Raw genomic sequence first — 19,150 nt, forward strand, 5'->3', positions numbered from 1 at the left:
CAGCGATATTGACGGCTTGGGCGGGACTTCGCCACTGCGCCGACATCAGCCCCGCAAGCTCGCCTTCAGCTCAGCGCAAACCCGCAGCCGTTCGCAAGCTTCACGAAACCCGGAAACGAGGTGGCCACGTTTGCGCAGTCGCCAATGGTCACTGCACCGGTCGCCACCAGCCCTGCCACCGCAAAACTCATGGCGATGCGATGGTCGCCATGGCTGTGCACCGTACCGGACCCGATCGCGCCGCCATCGATGATCGCGCCGTCCGGGGTTTCTTCGATGCGTATCCCCAGGGCGCGCATGCCGGCAGCCATGGTGGCGATCCGGTCCGACTCCTTCACCCGCAGCTCGGCGGCACCACGCACCACGGTGCGCCCTTGCGCGGACGCCGCGGCAATGAACAAGACCGGGAATTCGTCGATCATGTCGGGCACCAGTGCCTCGGGCAGCTCGATGCCATGCAAGGGGGCGTGGTGAACCACCAGGTCGCCGATCGATTCGCCGCCGCTTTCGCCCTGGTTCTCGATGCGGATGTCGGCGCCCATCAGGCGCAAGGCTTCCAGCAGGCCGGTACGGCGCGGGTTCAAGCCTACGGCAGGTAAGCGCAACGACGAACCCGGCACGATGCTGGCCGCAACCAGGAAGAACGCCGCCGAGGAAAAATCGGCCGGCACGACCACATCCGTGGCGCGCAGGCGATGACCGCCTTCGAGCCTGGCATGGCCGGGCGAAAATTCGATCGGCCAGCCAAAGGCCGCGAGCATGCGCTCGGTGTAGTCGCGCGTGGGATGAGGTTCTATGACTTCCGTGCTGCCCTGGGCATACAACCCGGCCAGCAACAGCGCGGATTTCACCTGCGCGCTGGCCACCGGCAACTCGTAGCGAATGCCTTGCAGCGGACGACCGCCGCGCACGTGCAGTGGCGGCAGGCCATCCTGGCTGTCGATCTGCGCGCCCATGCGGGCAAGCGGATCGGTGACGCGGCGCATCGGGCGCTTGGACAACGATTCGTCACCGACGAGGACGCTGTCGAAAGACTGCCCGGCCAGCAGACCGGCGAGCAGGCGCATGCCGGTACCGGCATTACCGCAATCGAGCGGTTTGTGCGATCCGCGCAGGCCATGCAAGCCGACGCCCCGAACGATACGTTCGCCGTCCGACGGCGCCTCGATCGAAACGCCCAACTGCGCGAGCACAGCTGCCGTGGCGCGGGTGTCCTCGCCTTCGAGAAAGCCGCGGATGTGCGAAGTGCCTTCGGCGATGGCCGACAGCATCATCGAGCGATGGGATACCGACTTGTCGCCGGGAACCACGACATCCCCATGCAAACAAGCACCATGCACGGCATCCACGGGGCGACTGACCCAATCCAGGTGACGTGTGCCGCTCATGGCAGGGCCACCGGGTAGGAGCCGAGCACGCGTACCTGGGTCGCTACCGGCCCCATGTCTTTCAAAGCCGATTGCAGCGGCGCATCGTCGATGTGGCCGGACACGTCGATAAAAAAGGCGTATTGCCATTTGCCGGTGTGCGCCGGACGCGACTCGATGCGATTCATGCTTACGCCATGCTTGGCGAACGGGCTCAATACGTCGTAGAGCGCGCCGGGTTTGTCGTTGACAGTAATCAGCAGCGAGGTGCGGTCGTTGCCGGAAGCCGGAAACAGCGAGCGGCCGATCACCAGGAAGCGCGTCGTGTTGTCCGCGCGGTCTTCAATGGCATTGGCCACGGTCTTGAGGCCATAGATCTTGCCGGCAGTCTCGCCGGCGATCGCGGCTGAATCGTCCGCGTGGCGCGCAAGGCGCGCGCCTTCGGCGTTGCTGGTCACGGCGATGCATTCGGCATCCGGCAGGTTCACGCGCAACCAGGTTTTGCATTGCTGCAGCGATTGCGCATGGCCGTAGACGCGCTTGATGTCTTCCAGCGAGTCCCTCTGCGAAAGCAGGCATTGGTGCACGCGAAGCTCCACTTCGCCGCAAACGCGTGCCTCGGAGGTAAGGAACATGTCCAGGGTGATCTGGATCATGCCCTGTCCGGAATTTTCCACCGGCACGATGCCGAAGTCCGCGTGGCCGGCGACTACCTCCTGAAACACTTCCTCGATGCTGCCCAACGGCAAGCCGTAGGCAGCGTGGCCGAAGTGTTTGCGCACAGCCTGTTCGCTGAAGGTACCCTCTGGCCCGAGGTAACCGACCTTGAGGGGGTCTTCCTGGGCAAGGCAGGACGACATGATCTCGCGGAACAGCCGGACCATTTCCCCATCGGACAGCGGACCGTGATTGCGGTCGACCACCATGCGCAGCACGTGCGCTTCGCGCTCGGGACGGTAATAGTCAATCGCCGACAACCCCTCACCTTTTACACGCGCCACTTCGCGGGCCCAGTTGGCGCGTTCGGAGATCAGTTCCTGGATCTGCCGGTCGATGCTGTCGATGCGATCGCGCACCTCGGCCAGCGATGACTTGGGATCGTTCATGCGTTGGATGTCCAAGCGTAAAGATGTCTGAATGGAAAGCCCATAGTGCCTGAAACCGCGGGGAATGTCCGTATTGCCTTCGCGGCCGTCAACCGTGCCGGTTGGTGAAGTCGTGCATGAAAGCGACCAGTGCCTGTACGGCCTCCAGCGGCACGGCGTTGTAGAGCGAAGCACGCATGCCGCCCAGCGCCTTGTGGCCTTTCAGCGCCAGCAAGCCGGCCGCTTCGGACTCCTTGAGAAAGGCTGCATCGAGTGCGCTGTCGTGCAGGGTGAAAGGCACATTCATGCGCGAGCGGACGGACGGGTCGATGGGGTTGCGATAGAAACCGCCCGAACCGTCGATGGTCGAGTACAACAGCGCCGCCTTCTGCCGGTTGAGCGCATCCATCGCCGCCAGTCCGCCCTGCTCTTTCAGCCACTGGAACGTCAGCCCGGCCAGATACCAGCCCCAGGTGTTGGGGGTGTTGAGCATGGAGTCGTTGGCGGCGTGTTCGGCGTAGCGAAAAATGCGCGCCATCGGGCGCACCGCTCGTTGCAGCAAATCGCGGCGCACGATGATCAGCACCAGGCCGGACGGGCCGATGTTTTTCTGCGCACCGGCGTAGATCAGGCCGAAACGGCTGACGTCGATCGGGCCGGAGAGGATGTCAGAAGACATGTCGGCCACCAGCGGTACGTCGCCGACATCAGGGATGTCCTGGAACTCGACGCCGTGGATCGTTTCATTGGTGGCCAGGTGCACGTAGGCGGCAGCGGGGTCGAGTTTCCAGGTGTCGCGCGCAGGCATGCGCAGGTAGTTCTCGGTTTTGCTACTCGCCGCCACGTTCACCCGTACATAAGGTGCACCCTCGCTGGCGGCCTTCTCGCTCCAGTGCCCGGTGACGATGTAGTCGGCACTGTCACCCTCGCCCGCCAGGTTCATGGGGATCTGGGCGAAGTGCTGGGTGGCGCCACCTTGCTCGAACAGCACGGCGCAATCGGCGGGAATGCCCATCAGCTCGCGCAGGTCTGCTTCGACCTGCGCGGCCATGGCAATGAAGCGCTTGCCGCGATGGGATTGCTCCATCACCGAGGCACCGCTCCCCTCCCAATCCAGCAGTTCGCGCTGTGCGCGCTCAAGTACCGGCAATGGCAGGGCCGCCGGCCCCGCACTGAAGTTCCAAACCCTGCTCACGCGCTGTGATTCCCGTGCTGGATGATCGATGCATTATGCCGCGCCGCAGCAACACATCGTCAACGGGAAACGAGCCAACGCCCCGAACTGGTCAGAAACGCATCAGCAACATCAAGGCGATGCCCAGAGCCAGTACCGCAGCCGTGGCAATCAGCCACCAGACTTCGCCGCGCGGGCCGGCTGAATCTTCGGGCAGGGGTTCGGCCGGCGGCTCGGGGAGCACGATTTCCGGCTCGGGTTCCAGGCCCGGGGCATCGATCAGAAAACGATGCATGCCGATGCCGACCTGATCCCCCGGCAACAATTCCGCCCGTTGGACCACGTTTCCGTTGATGCGTACCGGGTAACGCGATTCCGGAGCCTGGCTGGTCTCCATGCGCAGTTGCCCGTCCCGCCAGAAAATTTCCAGGCTTGCCGATTCCCCCTGCGGAAGATCCAGCAAAACCCTGCCCTGCGGCCCCAATTCCAGACGGTCTGCCAGCGGCAGCACCTGCCCGGAAAGCGGCCCGGCGATGGCACGCAAGGCGACGGTGCAGCGCTCGGGTCCCGGAACATCCGGCGACGGCCTGCCACCAGGGGTTTCGTCTGTGCAGAGCAGCATGCGGCAATCGCCCACGCTCAAGGTGTCGCCGGGACGCAGGATGGCCCGCTCGCGCACGGGACGTGCATTCACATAGACGCGGGTGACCTCGGGCAACACTTCCAGTACCCAACCCCGGCGATCGAGATTGATGGACAGATGGTGCGGCGCAGCCTGGCTCGCTGCCAGGACGAGATCGTTGCCGGGATCGCTGCCGATGCGCAGCAGTGCCTGGTTCCACTGGAAACCGGTGCGGTTGGAATGAGGGAACTCAATGCGCATGAAGTGACCGACTGCGTGACGGCGCGACTCTATCAGATGCGTAGGAACTATCGGCAAAGATTACGCATTATCATGCGCGGTTCGCTTTCAGAGTTTCGTCATGGCCAGCATCGAAATCCGCCGCCCCCACCGTCTTTCCCAATCCGAGGCCCACGCGGTCATCGACAAGGTTGCCGCGCGCATGCGCGAGAAATTCGAGGTGAAAACGCAGTGGCAGAACGATGCCCTGGCTTTCGAGCGCCCCGGTATCAGCGGCAGAATCACCATCGGCAGCGATGAAATCTACGTGAGCGCACAGCTCGGCATGCTTTTTTCCCCGCTCAAGAACATGATCGAGCAGGAAATCCGCCGGAAGCTGGATGAGCACTTCGCTTAACGCTTCTTTGACCGGGGCGCGATTCGTGGCATAATCGAGGGCTTACGCGGCCATGGTGGCCTGCGCGAACTCCGGAACGCATGGCCAAAGACGACGTCATTGAAATGGAAGGCACGGTGGTGGAAACCCTGCCTAACACCATGTTTCGTGTGCAGCTGGAAAACGGCCACATAGTCATCGCCCACATTTCAGGCCGCATGCGCAAGCATTACATCCGCATCCTGACCGGCGACAAGGTCAAGGTGGAAATGACCCCCTACGACCTGACCAAGGGCCGTATTACCTACCGCATGAAGTGACCCCGCGGGTCGGGCGCGCCGCGCCGATCCAAAAAAAAGCCGCGCAATGCGCGGCTTTTTCGTTCCCGGGCGTCACGGCCTCATTACGAGACCGTTGCCGGCACCGGCTCGGCGGCCTCGGTATCCACCCGCAGCTCGCCTTCGCGAACGCTCAGAATCACCTTGCCACCGTCCGCCAACTTGCCGAACAGCAGCTCGTCGGCCAGCACGCGCTTCACCTTCTCCTGGATCACCCGGGCCATCGGTCGGGCACCCATCTGCGGGTCGAAGCCATGCTCGGCCAGCCAGCGGCGGGCGTCGGCGTCGACATCCAGGCTGACGTGCTTCTCGCCAAGTTGCGATTCCAGCTCGATCAGGAACTTGTCGACCACACGCAGAATGTGCTCGAAGTCCAGCGCGTTGAACTGGATGATCGCATCCAGGCGGTTGCGGAACTCCGGCGTAAAGCTGCGGCGGATCACTTCCATCGCGTCCATCGAATGGTTCTGCTTGACGAAGCCGATGCCACGGCGCGAAGCCTGCTGGGCACCAGCGTTGGTGGTCATCACCACGATGACGTTCTTGAAGTTGGCTTCGCGGCCGTTGGTATCGGTAAGCACGCCGCGGTCCATCACCTGCAGCAGGATGTTGAACACATCCGGATGCGCCTTCTCGATTTCGTCCAGCAGCAGCACCGCGTGCGGATGCTTGGTGACCGCCTCGGTGAGCAAGCCGCCCTGGTCGAAGCCGACATAGCCCGGAGGTGCACCGACCAGGCGCGAGACGGAGTGCGCTTCCATGTATTCGGACATGTCGAAGCGGATCATCTCGATGCCCAGTTGCATCGCCAGCTGTTTGGTGACCTCGGTCTTGCCCACGCCGGTAGGACCGGCGAGCAGGAAGCAGCCGATGGGCTTGGACGGATCGGCCAGGCCGGAACGCGCCATCTTGATCGATGCGGCCAGCGCCTCGATCGCCGGATCCTGACCGAACACCACCATCTTGAGGTTGCGTTCCAGATTCTTTAGTACATCGCGATCCGAGGCCGAAACCTGCTTGGCCGGGATGCGCGCCATCTTGGCGACGATATACTCCACTTCCGGCACGTCCACCTTGCCGGTGCGTTGGTCGACCGGCAACAGGCGCTGACGGGCACCGGCCTCGTCGATCACGTCGATGGCCTTGTCGGGCAGCAAGCGATCGGGGATGTGCTTCACGGACAGGTCCACGGCGGCCTTCAGCGCTTCCACCGTATAGGTGACGCTGTGGTGCTCCTCGAAGCGCGACTTCAGACCCTTGAGGATCTCGAAACTGTCGGCCACGGTGGGCTCGACCACGTCGATCTTCTGGAAGCGGCGGGCCAGCGCGCGATCTTTTTCGAAGATGCCGCGGAATTCCTGGAAGGTGGTGGAACCGATGCAGCGCAGCTCGCCCGACGCCAGCATCGGCTTGATCAGGTTGCTGGCGTCCATGGTGCCGCCGGATGCCGAACCCGCACCAATGATGGTGTGGATCTCGTCAATGAAGAGAATGGCGCCCGGCTGCTTCTTGAGCTGGGCGATCACCGCCTTCAGGCGCTTCTCGAAGTCGCCGCGATACTTGGTACCGGCCACCAGTGCGCCCAGATCCAGCGCCCAGATGGTGGCGCTTTCCAGCACCTCGGGCACTTCGCCGTCGACGATGCGCTTGGCCAGACCTTCGGCCAGCGCGGTCTTGCCCACGCCGGCTTCGCCGACATAGAGCGGGTTGTTCTTGCGGCGGCGGCACAGCACCTGGATGGTGCGCTCGATTTCGTCCTGGCGGCCGATCAGCGGATCGATCTTGCCCTCCAGCGCCAACTCGTTGAGGTTGGAGGCGTATTCGCTGAGCGGATTGCCCTTGCCATCGCCGCCTTCCTCGGGATCCCGATCGACGCCGGGCATGCCCGAAGACGGCTCGTCGCCGATCTTGGCGATGCCGTGCGAGATGTAATTGACTACGTCCAGACGAGTGATTTCCTGCTGGTGCAGGAAATACACCGCGTGCGAATCCTTCTCGCCGAAGATGGCCACCAGCACGTTGGCACCGGTTACTTCCTTCCGGCCGGAAGATTGCACGTGGTAGACCGCGCGCTGCAGCACGCGCTGGAATCCCAGCGTGGGCTGAGTATCACGCTCGTCGCCGTGCGGCAGTACCGGCACGGTCTCGGCGATGATCTTTTCCAGCTCGTGGGTGAGTCGCGGAAGATCCGCGCCGCAGGCTCGCAGGGCTCCCAGCGCCGACTGGTTCTCAGTGAGGGCGAGCAACAGGTGCTCGACCGTCATGAACTCATGGCGTTGTTCGCGGGCCTGCTTGTAGCACTGGCCGATGGTGACTTCGAGATCCTTGCTGAACATCCGGACCTTCTCCGCTGCGATGATGGGGCGGCTCTACCGCGTTGGATGCAAGATGGGGGCCAAAAACGCCTGATCAATATCTCTGCATAACGGCTGTCACGCTGAAATGTTGAACGGACTTCAAACCTTTTCCATCGTGCATAACAGAGGATGCTGGTTGGCACGTGAATACTCGTTCACCTGAGTGACCTTGGTTTCGGCCACTTCGCGGGTAAACACCCCGCACACGCCCTTACCGCGGGTGTGTACGTGCAACATGATCTGTACGGCTTTTTCCTGATCCATCCCAAAAAAACTGCGCAATACCTCGACTACGAAGTCCATCGGCGTGAAATCGTCGTTCAGCAGCAGCACCTGAAACAGCGGGGGGCGCGCCACTTCAGGCTTGGATACTTCAACGGCGAGACCGTGTCCACCGTTGTGTTGTTCGTGTTCGGGTTCGTTCGCCATGCTTTTAGAATGTGGGTTTGTTCAAGTCCAGTATACGCCCGGACGAATCACGCATCCGGGCGGGAGTGCTTGAGGTAATGGCACAATAACGCCATTTCCAGTGCCCTCCCCGGTCCTTTTTGATCCTCCCATGACAGCCACCGACAACTCCCGTGACAACAAAGACGTGTGGCGACCCCACGTCACCGTCGCCTGTGTGGTGGCCGACGGCGACCGCTACCTGATGGTCGAGGAGGAGGTCGGCGGCCGCATCGCCTATAACCAGCCCGCTGGGCATCTGGACGACTTCGAGAGCCTGCAAGAAGCCGCGGTGCGTGAAACCCAGGAGGAGACGGGCTGGCGGGTGGCGCTTACTCACCTGATTGGCGTGCACCAGTGGCGCAGCCACGAGCACGGCGACGTGGTGGTGCGTTTCAGCTTTGCCGCCAAGCCCTTGAGCCACGATCCTCAGCAACTGCTTGATACCGGCGTGCGCCGGGCGCTGTGGCTGAAGCGCAGCGAAATCGAGGATCTCGGCGATCGCCTGCGCAGCCCCATGGTCTTGATGAGCATCGATGCCTGGCTCGCCGGCCAGCGCCTGCCGCTGTCGATCGTCTCCGACCTCATGCCGGGCGGTGGCCACCCATGAAGGTGATGCTGGGCATCTCCGGCGGCGTCGATTCGTCGGTCGCCGCCCTGCTGCTGCAACAAGCGGGGCATGACGTCGAAGGCCTGTTCATGCAGAACTGGGAGGAAGACGACCGCAGCGGTCCCTGCACCGCCGACGCGGACCGCAAGGACGCCGTGGCGGTCTGCGGCAGGCTGGGCATCCCCTTCCACGCCCGCAATTTCGCCGCCGAATACTGGGATGGGGTGTTCGAGCATTTCCTGGCCGAATACCGGGCCGGCCGCACGCCCAACCCGGACGTGCTGTGCAACCGCGAGATCAAGTTCAAGACCTTCCTGGAGGAGGCCCAGGCCCTGGGCGCGGAAAAGATCGCCACCGGGCACTATGCGCGGGTCGACGAGCTGGAGGGCCGCTATCGCCTGCTGCGGGCCGTCGACACCGGCAAAGACCAGACTTACTTCCTGCATGCGCTGGGGCAGCGGCAGCTGTCGGCCACCTTGTTTCCGGTCGGCGAGATCGAAAAATCGCTGGTGCGCGAGATGGCGCGCGAAGCCGCCCTGCCCACGCACGCCAAAAAGGATTCCACCGGCATCTGCTTCATCGGCGAGCGCGATTTTCGTCAGTTTCTGACGCAATACATCCCTGCCCGCCCCGGCGAGATGCGCAGCCCGGACGGCCGCCGCATCGGCGAACACCAGGGCGTGATGTATTACACCCTGGGGCAGCGCAACGGGCTGGGTATCGGCGGGCGCCAGGGCGCTGGCGGCGATCCCTGGTACGTGGTCGGCAAGGACGTCTCGTCCAATGTGCTGTTCGTCGCCCAAGGCGGCGAGAACGAATGGCTCTACTCAAACCGGTTGGTTGCCGAATCCCCCACCTGGGTTGCCGGCGCCGCACCTTCGGAGGTGTTCCGGTGCACGACCAAGACGCGTTATCGCCAGCATGACCAGGAATGCGTGGTCTCCCTTTGTGGCGATAGCGTCGAGGTGCGCTTCGACGAACCGCAACGCGCCGTCACGCCTGGCCAGTCGGTGGTGTTCTATGCCGGCGAGGAATGCCTGGGCGGTGCGGTCATTTCTGCCACGGATGCCGCCTTTGGCGGCCTGAAAGAAGCAACAACGAAGAGAGTAACGCAGCGTGTTTGAAGCTTTTGCCATCAACGAAGAACGCGTCCTGGCCCTGGCCGGCCTGTTTCAGGCGTCCTCCCTGGCTCATCAATTGGCGAACGAAGGCCGTTGCGACGACCTGGCGCTGGATGCCAGCCTCGCCAGCGTATTTCGCATCGACGCACCGTCGGTCATCGGCGTGTATGGCAACGTTTCCGGCTTGCGCGTAGGCCTGCGGGCGTTGATCGGGCAACTGGACGAAAGCAGCCGGGACATCGCGATCACGCGCATGGTGGTTACGGTGATGCGCCTTGAGCGCGCCCTTGCCCACCGCCAGGATCTGCTCGACCAGTTGCAGCAGGGCATCGTGTCAGCCAAGCGGCAAGTCGAGCATTTCGGCCTGGGCTCGCCGCAGGTTTTCAGCCGGCTGGCCGAACTCTACGCAGGCACGCTTTCCACCTTGCGCCCCCGCGTGATGGTCACCGGCAACCCCCAGTGGCTGCAGCAACCGGTGCTGGTGGAGCGTGTGCGCGCCAGTCTATTGGCCGCCGTGCGCTCGGCCGTACTGTGGCGACAGATCGGCGGCAGGCAGTGGCAACTGCTGTTTCATCGCCGCCAGTGCAGCATGCTGGCGAGAGGCCTTTTGACGGGCACCACGCTGGACAATCGCTGAAAAGCGGGAACGGGGAAGCGCGTCGTAGTCATCCCTCTCGTCAAGCTTTTCCTTTGCGCTCATTCCAGAGCGAAAAAATCAATCTTGCGCTACCTGCACGTTCCCCGCTCTCAATCAATGCAGTTTCAGCAACGGCCGCGTGTTCTTGGCAATGAAGCCGCCGACCATCAGGCGCGTGGTTCGCCAGTGACCGTATAGCGCCGACTGGTGCATGCGATACAACGACGCGTAGAAGAAATGGGCCACCCAGCCTTCAATCACCCGGTTGCCCAACAGGTTGCCGAACGTGTTGTAGGAGGCCAGCGAAACCAGCGAGCCGTGATCGTGATACTGGAACGGCCGCAGGGGTTTGCCTTCCAAACGCGATGCTACATTTTGTGCAAGCAGTTCCGCTTGTTGATGAGCCGCCTGCGCACGCGGAGGCACATTGCCTGTTGCATCGCCGCCTAGCGGACACGAAGCGCAGTCGCCGAAGGCAAAAATGTCGTCGTCGCGAGTGGTCTGCAAGGTCGGCCGCACGAGCAACTGATCAAGGTGATTGCTCTCCAGCCCGTCCAGCTCGCGCAAGAACCCCGGGGCACGGATGCCGGCTGCCCACACCATCATTTCCGCATCGATCTTGTTGCCTTGTGCGTCAAAAAGGCCGTCGGCTTCGGCGCGCTTCACCGGCGTTCCGGTCAGCACGCGAATGCCTAGCTTGTTGCGCAATTCTTTTTCCACCGAGGCGCCGATCTGCTCCGGCAACGCCGGCAACAGGCGCGGCCCCGCCTCTATCAAGGTGATGTCGAGATCCTCTGCGCCTTGCTGATGGTTGTATTGCGCCAGCTTGCGCTGCGCATCGCACAGCTCCGCACTGAGTTCCACGCCCGTGGCACCACCACCGATGACCGCCACGCGCAATCGATGCGAACGCCCTTCGGTCACCGCAGCCAGGCGGCGTTCCAGCATTTCACGGCGCAAGCGTTCGGCGTCGTGGCGGGAATCGAGAAAGATGCAGTGCTCGCGCACGCCCGGCGTGCCGAAATCGTTGCAGACGGAGCCGACTGCCAGTACCAAGGTGTCGTAGCGCACTTCGGTCGGCGGCACCTCGCCGGGCGCATACATACCCTTCCATCCGGCCAGTTGGATGACGTGGCGACGCCGGTCCAGGCCGGTCATTCGCCCGTAGATGAAATCAAAGTGATTCCACTTGGCCTGAGCGAGATAGCTCAGCTCGTCATTGGCCGCGTCCAGAGAACCCGCCGCCACTTCATGCAGCAAAGGCTTCCAGATGTGGGTGAGGTTGGCATCGACCAGGGTGATCCTGGCGCGCCCGCTACGTCCAAGCGTTTTGCCCAGCCTGGTCGCCAGTTCGAGGCCGCCTGCGCCGCCTCCGACGATAACAACGCGATGCATCGGGGATTTCTTCCTTGGGGAACAAAGAATGAGTGCTCCGCTTCGGACGACCGATGGAGGGACAACCCGGCGAGCCCGCAACGCTCACACTCAGCTTGTTGCAATGCAATACGCCATGATACGAAATGCCGCGCGGCTCAGTCACCTTCGATCACTTTCAGCCCTGGCCGCTGACGCGCCAGCTTGCGCAGCAAATCGGCAAATGCCTGCAGATCGGCATGCCACGGCGAGGCTTCGCGCCAATACAACGCAATGTCCCGTCCTGGCACCTGCGGTCCCTTGATCTTGGCCAGGACGATGTCCGGCATGGAAGCCAGGCGATCGTGCGCAAGCGCCGGCACCAGCGCATATCCACCGCGCAAGGTGACCAGGGCGGCGAGACTTTCCAGGCTGACGTCCTGCACATAGCCTTTGCCGTCCGCGTGGCTTTCAGCCATCTGGATGGCCTCGTCCGCCAGCAATTGATCCAGCGCAACGGTGCGCTTGCCGGCCAAGGCGTGGTCGGCGCGCATCAGCACTTCCCACGGCTCGAAGAACAACTGTTGCATCGTGATGCCGCTGATCGGCGCCGCCGGCGGTGCCAGCACCGCGTCCAGCTCGCCCTCGTGCAAACGCCGCAACAGGCCGCGCGGCTTGCCTTCGGACAGGCTGAGGCGGGCCTGCGGGAAGTGCTGCGGGAAGGGAGCAATCAGGTGCGGCAGGAGATAAGGCCCGAGGGTCGCCAGCACGCCCAGGCGCAGCTCGCCGCCGAAAGCGGTTTCGCCGGCACGCGCCGTCTGCTGCAAATGCTCGGCCGCCAGCAGCACGGCATCGATCTGCTCCAGCAAACGCTGCCCACCAGCTGTCGGCACTACGCGCCGGCCGCCCCGCTCGAATAACGGCGCGCCCAACGCCTGCTCCACTTTCTGCACCTGATGCGACAGACCGGACGGACTGATGTGCATCGCGCGCGCGGCGCTGTTGAAACTGCCATGGCGATGCACCGCCTGCACCAGGATCAGGTCGCGCAGGGAAACTACCGATAAGTGGGTGGAGATCATCCGTGCGCCTGCGGTTTGCTTTTGCAAAGCATAAACGACGAAGCCCGGCGCAGGGCCGGGCTTCGGGTGTTGCTTATCTGATGACTCAGGCCTCGACGGTATCCGCAACCTGCTTGAAGTCCTGGATCTTGTCGAAATTCATGTAGCGGTAGATCTTGTCGCCATTGGCGTTGATCACGCCGATGTCGGCCATGTACTCCTGCTTGGTCGGGATGCGGCCCAGACGCGAGCAAATCGCCGCCAGTTCGGCCGAACCCAGGTACACGTTGGAGTTCTTGCCCAGGCGGTTGGGGAAGTTGCGGGTGGAGGTGGAGAACACCGTCGCACCTTCGCGCACCTGCGCCTGGTTGCCCATGCACAGCGAGCAACCCGGCATTTCCATGCGCGCGCCAGCGGTACCGAGCACGCCGTAGTGGCCTTCCTCGGTGAGCTGCTGCTGGTCCATCTTGGTCGGCGGGGCCACCCACAGGCGGGTCGGGATATCGCGCTTGCCTTCCAGCAGCTTCGAGGCGGCACGGAAGTGACCGATGTTGGTCATGCACGAACCGATGAACACTTCATCGATGGTCGCACCGGCCACGTCGGACAAGGTCTTCACGTCGTCCGGATCGTTCGGGCAGGCGACGATCGGCTCGTGCACGTCGGCCAGGTCGATCTCGATCACCGCGGCGTATTCGGCGTCGGCATCGCGCTCCAGCAACTGCGGATTGGCCAGCCATGCTTCCATCGCCTTGATGCGGCGGTGCAGGCTGCGGGCGTCCTGGTAGCCCTGGGCGATCATGTACTTCAGCAGCGTGATGTTGCTGTTGAGGTACTCGATGATCGGCTCCTTGTTGAGGTGCACGGTGCAGCCCGCGGCCGAACGCTCGGCGGATGCGTCGGACAGCTCGAACGCCTGCTCCACCTTCAGCTCCGGAAGACCTTCGATTTCCAGGATGCGGCCGGAGAAGATGTTCTTCTTGCCCTGCTTGGCAACGGTCATCAGACCCTGCTTGATGGCGTAGAGCGGAATCGCATTGACCAGGTCACGCAGGGTGACACCCGGCTGCAACTGACCCTTGAAGCGGACCAGCACCGACTCGGGCATGTCCAGCGGCATCACGCCGGTGGCCGCCGCGAACGCGACCAGGCCGGAACCGGCCGGGAACGAAATGCCGATCGGGAAACGCGTATGGCTGTCGCCGCCGGTGCCGACGGTGTCGGGCAGCAGCATGCGGTTGAGCCACGAGTGGATCACGCCGTCGCCCGGACGCAGGCTGATGCCGCCGCGGTTGGAGATGAAGGCGGGCAGTTCGTGATGGGTCTTCACGTCCACCGGCTTCGGGTAGGCGGCGGTGTGGCAGAACGACTGCATGACCAGGTCGGCCGAGAAGCCCAGGCAGGCCAGGTCCTTCAGCTCATCGCGGGTCATCGGACCGGTGGTGTCCTGCGAGCCCACCGAGGTCATCTTCGGTTCGCAGTAGGTACCCGGGCGCACGCCCTGGCCTTCCGGCAGGCCGCAAGCGCGGCCGACCATCTTTTGCGCCAGCGTGTAGCCCTTGCCACTGTCGGCCGGGCTCTGCGGCAAGCGGAACAGGGTGGACGGCGGCAGGCCCAGCGCTTCGCGCGCCTTGGCGGTGAGGCCGCGGCCGATGATCAGCGGAATGCGGCCACCGGCGCGCACTTCGTCGAACAGCACCTCGGACTTCACCTGGAACTCGGCGATCACCTGGCCGTTCTTCAGCGCCTTGCCTTCATAGGGACGCAGCTCGACCACATCGCCCATCTCCATCTGCGAGACGTCGAGCTCGATCGGCAGCGCACCGGCATCTTCCATGGTGTTGTAGAAGATCGGGGCGATCTTGCTGCCCAGGCACACACCGCCGAAGCGCTTGTTCGGGATGAAGGGGATATCTTCGCCGGTCCACCACAGCACCGAGTTGGTGGCGGACTTGCGGCTGGAACCGGTACCGACCACGTCGCCGACGTAGGCCACCAAGTGGCCCTTCTGCTTGAGATCCTGGATCAGCTGGATCGGGCCGCGCTTGCCGTCTTCTTCCGGCTGGAACGGTGCGCCTTCGCGCTTGTTCTTCAGCATGGCCAGGCCGTGCAGCGGAATGTCCGGACGGGTGGTCGCATCGGGCGCCGGCGACAGGTCGTCGGTATTGGTTTCGCCCGGCACCTTGAACACGGTAATGGTCATGCTCTGCGGCACTTCCGGATGGCTGGTGAACCATTCGGCATCGGCCCAGCTCTGCAGCACCGCCTTGGCGTGCGCATTGCCCTTGTCGGCCTTTTCCTTCACGTCGTGGAAGGAGTCGAACATCAGCAGCGTTTTCTTCAATGCATCGGCAGCGATGCCGCCGACCTGCGCATCGTCGAGCAGTTCGATCAGCGGGTGGATGTTGTAGCCGCCCAGCATGGTGCCGAGCAGTTCGGTCGCCTTCTCGCGGGTGATCCGTGCGCACTTCTCGGTACCAAACGCTACGGCGGCCAGGTAGGAAGCCTTGACCTTGGCGGCATCGTCCACGCCGGCCGGCACGCGGTTGGTGATCAGGTCGACCAGGAACGCTTCTTCGCCAGCGGGCGGGTTCTTCAGCAGTTCGACCAGGTCGGCGGTCTGCTGGGCGGTCAGCGGCAGCGGGGGGATACCCAGCGCGGCGCGCTCGGCGGCATGTTGGCGATAGGCGTTGAGCATGTGATCTCGTCCTGTGGCTGGTGGTTTGCTCCCCTGCTGGCAGAGGAGGCCGGGAGAAGGGCCAGACACGACCCCATCCCTGCCCTCCCCTCAAGCGAGGGAAGGAGCCATAGCGCAGTTTGCGGGGGGCAAATCGCGATAAAGCGGTTCTGTCAGCCGCCTATTTTGCCAGCCAGCCCATGAGCCCAGCAACGACAAGGTGTTTCCGGCTGCGTTCGAAATCTTGCAATGTGGACGTAGCCAAATGACTCCAAAGTGGCTTGCACGCTCTTCGTTTTGTCCCAAACTTTGCGGCATCCCCGAACGTGGAAGGTGTTTTTTGCAATTCCCCTAACGTTTGCTGCACTAGCATCACCCTGTTACGCCCCGTGCGTCCGCCAGATTTCACGCTACAGGAGTTATCCCCATGCTGGACTCATTCGCCACCCGCGACACCCTCAACGTCAACGGCAGCTCCTACCAGATCGCCAGCCTGACCAAGCTGGGCCAGCACTTCGACATCAAGCGGTTGCCCTACTCGATGAAGATCCTGCTGGAGAACTTGTTGCGCCACGAGGACGGCGTGAACGTCACCAAGAAGGAAATCGAGGCGGTCGCCAACTGGAACGCCAAGGCCGAGCCGGATACCGAAATTTCTTTCATGCCCGCCCGCGTGGTGCTGCAGGATTTCACCGGCGTGCCCTGCGTGGTGGACCTGGCCGCGATGCGCGACGCCGTGGTGAAGCTGGGTGGCGATGCCAAGCAGATCAATCCGTTGGCGCCGGCCGAACTGGTGATCGATCACTCGGTGCAGGTGGATGTCTACGGCTCCGAGTCGGCGCTGGAAAAGAATGTCGAGATCGAATTCCATCGCAACCAGGAACGCTACTCGTTCCTGCGCTGGGGCCAGAAAGCCTTCAACAACTTCAAGGTGGTACCGCCACGCACCGGCATCGTGCATCAGGTCAATCTGGAGCATCTGGCGCGCGTAGTGTTTGCTGGCGAGAAAGACGGCCAGAAATGGCTGTATCCGGATACCGTGTTCGGCACCGACTCGCATACCACCATGATCAACGGTATCGGTGTGCTGGGCTGGGGCGTGGGCGGTATCGAGGCCGAAGCGGCGATGCTGGGTCAACCCTCTTCGATGCTGATTCCGCAGGTGGTCGGCTTCAAACTCACCGGCAAGCTGGCGGAAGGCGTTACCGCTACCGACCTGGTGCTGACCGTGACGCAGATGCTGCGCAAGCTCGGCGTGGTCGGCAAGTTCGTGGAGTTCTTTGGCGATGGCCTGAAGCATCTGCCACTGGCCGACCGTGCCACCATCGGCAACATGGCACCGGAATACGGTGCGACCTGCGGCATCTTCCCGGTCGACCAGGAAGCGCTCAACTATCTGCATTTGTCCGGCCGCAGCGATGAGCAGATCAAGCTGGTCGAAGCGTATGCCAAGGCCCAGGGCCTGTGGCACGACGAACACACGCCGCACGCCGAATTCAGCACCACGCTCGAACTCGACCTGGCCGACGTGAAGCCGTCCATGGCTGGCCCCAAGCGCCCACAGGACCGCGTGTTGCTGGGCGATGTGAAAAAGAGCTTCGAGGACAGCCTCAGCGCGCTCACCGCCAGCCGCAACGGCGCCGAGGCACGCTTTGCCAACGAAGGCGGCGGCACCTCGGTGGGGCACGATGCCAGCACACTGGCCAAGGGCCAGCGCGTATCCATGAACGGGCAGGAATTTCACGTCGATGATGGCGCGGTGGTGATCGCGGCGATCACCTCGTGCACCAACACGTCGAATCCTGCGGTCATGCTTGGCGCCGGACTGTTGGCGAAGAAAGCCGCGGCCAAAGGCCTGAAGGCCAAGCCGTGGGTGAAGACCTCGATCGGCCCTGGCTCACTGGTCGTCACCGACTACTTGAAGAAAACCGGCCTGCTGGAAGAACTGGAGAAGGTCGGCTTCTATATCGTGGGTTATGGCTGCACCACGTGTATCGGAAACTCAGGTCCCTTGCCGCAGGAAATCAGCAAGGCCATTGGCGAAGGCGATCTGGCGGTGGCGTCCGTGCTTTCCGGCAACCGCAACTTCGAAGGCCGAGTGCATCCGGAAGTGAAGATGAACTATCTCGCTTCGCCGCCGCTGGTCGTGGCTTATGCGTTGGCCGGTACGCTGGATACCGATCTCACCAATGATCCGCTCGGCGAAGGCAGCGATGGCAAACCGGTGTACCTGAAAGACATCTGGCCGAGCAACAAGGAAATCTCGGATGTGATTGCCGGCGCGATCAATCCGCAGATGTTCGAGAAGAGCTACGCCGATGTGTTCAAGGGCGACAGTCGCTGGAATCACATCGCTTCGCCCGATGGCTCGGTCTACAAGTGGGACGATTCCACCTACATCAAGAATCCGCCCTACTTCGAAGGCATGACCATGGAGACAGGCAAGATCGAAGATATCCATGGCGCACGCGTGTTGGGCCTGTTTGGCGATTCGATCACCACCGACCACATCTCGCCGGCAGGCTCTATCAAGAAGGACAGCCCTGCTGGCCGCTTCCTGATCTCCAAGGGTGTGGAGCCGAAGGACTTCAACTCCTACGGTTCGCGCCGTGGCAATGATGACGTCATGGTGCGCGGCACCTTCGCCAACATCCGCATCAAGAACCTGATGCTGGATGGCGTGGAAGGCGGCTATACGATGTACGTGCCGGGCGGCGAACAGATGGCCATCTACGATGCCGCCATGAAGTACAAAGCCGACAACACGCCGTTGATCGTCATTGCCGGCAAGGAATACGGCACCGGTTCGTCACGCGACTGGGCCGCCAAGGGCACCTTGCTGCTGGGCGTGAAAGCGGTGATCGCTGAGAGCTTCGAGCGCATCCATCGCTCCAACCTGGTGGGCATGGGCGTGCTGCCGCTGCAGTTCAAGGATGGTGAGAACGCCAAGTCGCTGGGCTTGACCGGTAAGGAGACCTTCGAGATCACCGGCCTGAAGGATGGCGAATCGAAGGAAGCCACCGTGGTCGCCAAGGGCGATGGCGGCGAGAAGAAGTTCACGGTGAAGGTGCTGCTGCTTACACCGAAGGAACGCGAGTTCTTCCGCCATGGCGGCATCCTGCAGTACGTATTGCGCCAGCTCGCCAGCAAGAAGGTTGCCTGACCCCACATCGCCCCTCTCCCTTATGGAGAGAGGGGCGTTGGATCAAAGCTGTTGCGTCCAGGTCGCTTCGTAGCATCGCCAATCGCGGCCTTCCCTGCGCCAGGCCGTCTCCACCTTGAAAACGCCCAACTGCGACGGAAACAGCTTGCCGCCGCTGGTCAGCGTGAGGGTGAAATCGGCCACGTAGCGCTCGCCACGCGGCTCGACATCCACCGGGCCGAGCACCGCGTGCAGGGTCTCTCCGCGGAACTTGGCCATTCGCAACAGGTTGCCGATGTCCTGCCGGCTCATGGCGTTGCCATTGCCGTCGAAATCATCCGTAAGCTGGCCAAGCAAGGCCGACGCATCCAACTGCTCGGTCGCCTGGGAGGCGGCATCGATACCTTGTCGAATCAAAACATCGTCCGGCTTGCGGTGACACCCGGCCAGCGCAAACGCCAGCATAATCACCAGGCCGCCGAATCGGTACACGCGTTTCATCACCCACCTGCCAGGCCACGAAAATAGTGCGAACAGGCCGTA

General features: G+C 62.9%; 16 protein-coding genes. 6 read left to right on the top strand and 10 right to left on the bottom strand.

What is annotated here, in order from left to right:
- Positions 1-65: 65 nt before the first annotated feature.
- The 4 genes from aroA to ISS99_RS17470 form a co-directional block, all read right to left on the bottom strand.
- Positions 66-1,388: a 3-phosphoshikimate 1-carboxyvinyltransferase gene (gene aroA / locus ISS99_RS17455; protein WP_204632902.1), complete on the bottom strand. Its 1,323-nt coding sequence runs from the start codon at positions 1,386-1,388 to the stop codon at positions 66-68.
- Entirely contained in the window at positions 1,385-2,473 is a 1,089-nt protein-coding gene (gene pheA, locus ISS99_RS17460; protein ID WP_204632903.1) for a prephenate dehydratase, read from the bottom strand. The genes aroA and pheA overlap by 4 nt, the downstream gene beginning before the upstream one ends.
- Before the next feature lie 88 nt (positions 2,474-2,561).
- Complete coding sequence (gene serC, locus ISS99_RS17465) at positions 2,562-3,647, bottom strand: 3-phosphoserine/phosphohydroxythreonine transaminase (RefSeq protein ID WP_204632904.1); 1,086 nt, start codon at positions 3,645-3,647, stop codon at positions 2,562-2,564.
- A gap of 91 nt (positions 3,648-3,738) precedes the next feature.
- The gene (locus ISS99_RS17470) at positions 3,739-4,509 is read right to left on the bottom strand and encodes an FHA domain-containing protein (RefSeq protein ID WP_204632905.1); all 771 of its coding nucleotides are present in this window, start codon (positions 4,507-4,509) and stop codon (positions 3,739-3,741) included.
- A 100-nt stretch (positions 4,510-4,609) separates the two neighbouring features.
- On the opposite strand from ISS99_RS17470, the gene ISS99_RS17475 reads away from it, so the two are divergent.
- Entirely contained in the window at positions 4,610-4,885 is a 276-nt protein-coding gene (locus tag ISS99_RS17475; RefSeq protein WP_204632906.1) for a polyhydroxyalkanoic acid system family protein, read from the top strand.
- A gap of 80 nt (positions 4,886-4,965) precedes the next feature.
- Positions 4,966-5,184, top strand: a complete 219-nt coding sequence (gene infA / locus ISS99_RS17480; protein ID WP_115476254.1) for a translation initiation factor IF-1 — start codon at positions 4,966-4,968, stop codon at positions 5,182-5,184.
- 83 nt (positions 5,185-5,267) lie between these two features.
- Here infA and clpA read toward each other — a convergent pair whose 3' ends face one another.
- Both clpA and clpS read right to left on the bottom strand, forming a co-directional pair.
- Positions 5,268-7,538: an ATP-dependent Clp protease ATP-binding subunit ClpA gene (gene clpA / locus ISS99_RS17485; RefSeq protein WP_204632907.1), complete on the bottom strand. Its 2,271-nt coding sequence runs from the start codon at positions 7,536-7,538 to the stop codon at positions 5,268-5,270.
- Between the two features lie 120 nt (positions 7,539-7,658).
- Positions 7,659-7,988, bottom strand: a complete 330-nt coding sequence (gene clpS, locus ISS99_RS17490; protein WP_204632908.1) for an ATP-dependent Clp protease adapter ClpS — start codon at positions 7,986-7,988, stop codon at positions 7,659-7,661.
- A gap of 130 nt (positions 7,989-8,118) precedes the next feature.
- On the opposite strand from clpS, the gene ISS99_RS17495 reads away from it, so the two are divergent.
- From ISS99_RS17495 to hflD, 3 genes are read left to right on the top strand one after another with little or no spacing between them, the layout of a single operon-like run.
- On the top strand, positions 8,119-8,616 hold the full coding sequence (locus ISS99_RS17495) for an NUDIX hydrolase (protein ID WP_204632909.1): 498 nt from the start codon (positions 8,119-8,121) through the stop codon (positions 8,614-8,616).
- A complete protein-coding gene (gene mnmA, locus ISS99_RS17500; protein ID WP_204632910.1) occupies positions 8,613-9,740 on the top strand; it encodes a tRNA 2-thiouridine(34) synthase MnmA in 1,128 nt (375 codons plus the stop codon). The genes ISS99_RS17495 and mnmA overlap by 4 nt, the downstream gene beginning before the upstream one ends.
- Positions 9,741-9,750: 10 nt before the next feature.
- Entirely contained in the window at positions 9,751-10,374 is a 624-nt protein-coding gene (gene hflD, locus ISS99_RS17505; protein ID WP_204633953.1) for a high frequency lysogenization protein HflD, read from the top strand.
- A 114-nt stretch (positions 10,375-10,488) separates the two neighbouring features.
- On the opposite strand, the gene ISS99_RS17510 is transcribed toward hflD, so the two are convergent.
- The 3 genes from ISS99_RS17510 to acnB form a co-directional block, all read right to left on the bottom strand.
- A complete protein-coding gene (locus tag ISS99_RS17510; RefSeq protein WP_204632911.1) occupies positions 10,489-11,769 on the bottom strand; it encodes an NAD(P)/FAD-dependent oxidoreductase in 1,281 nt (426 codons plus the stop codon).
- Positions 11,770-11,906: 137 nt separating this feature from the next.
- Positions 11,907-12,809, bottom strand: coding sequence for a LysR family transcriptional regulator (locus ISS99_RS17515; protein WP_204632912.1), 903 nt, complete (start codon positions 12,807-12,809; stop codon positions 11,907-11,909).
- Between the two features lie 85 nt (positions 12,810-12,894).
- Positions 12,895-15,486: a bifunctional aconitate hydratase 2/2-methylisocitrate dehydratase gene (acnB, locus tag ISS99_RS17520; RefSeq protein WP_204632913.1), complete on the bottom strand. Its 2,592-nt coding sequence runs from the start codon at positions 15,484-15,486 to the stop codon at positions 12,895-12,897.
- 406 nt (positions 15,487-15,892) lie between these two features.
- Here acnB and acnA point away from each other — a divergent pair, with 406 nt between their 5' ends.
- Positions 15,893-18,628 (top strand): aconitate hydratase AcnA, encoded by a 2,736-nt coding sequence (acnA, locus tag ISS99_RS17525; protein ID WP_204632914.1) that lies wholly within the window; start codon positions 15,893-15,895, stop codon positions 18,626-18,628.
- A gap of 42 nt (positions 18,629-18,670) precedes the next feature.
- Here acnA and ISS99_RS17530 read toward each other — a convergent pair whose 3' ends face one another.
- Positions 18,671-19,108, bottom strand: coding sequence for a hypothetical protein (locus ISS99_RS17530; protein ID WP_204632915.1), 438 nt, complete (start codon positions 19,106-19,108; stop codon positions 18,671-18,673).
- Between the last annotated feature and the right edge of the window lie 42 nt (positions 19,109-19,150).

This window comes from Dyella mobilis, assembly GCF_016904945.1.
Classification (GTDB): Bacteria; Pseudomonadota; Gammaproteobacteria; order Xanthomonadales; family Rhodanobacteraceae; genus Dyella_B; species Dyella_B mobilis.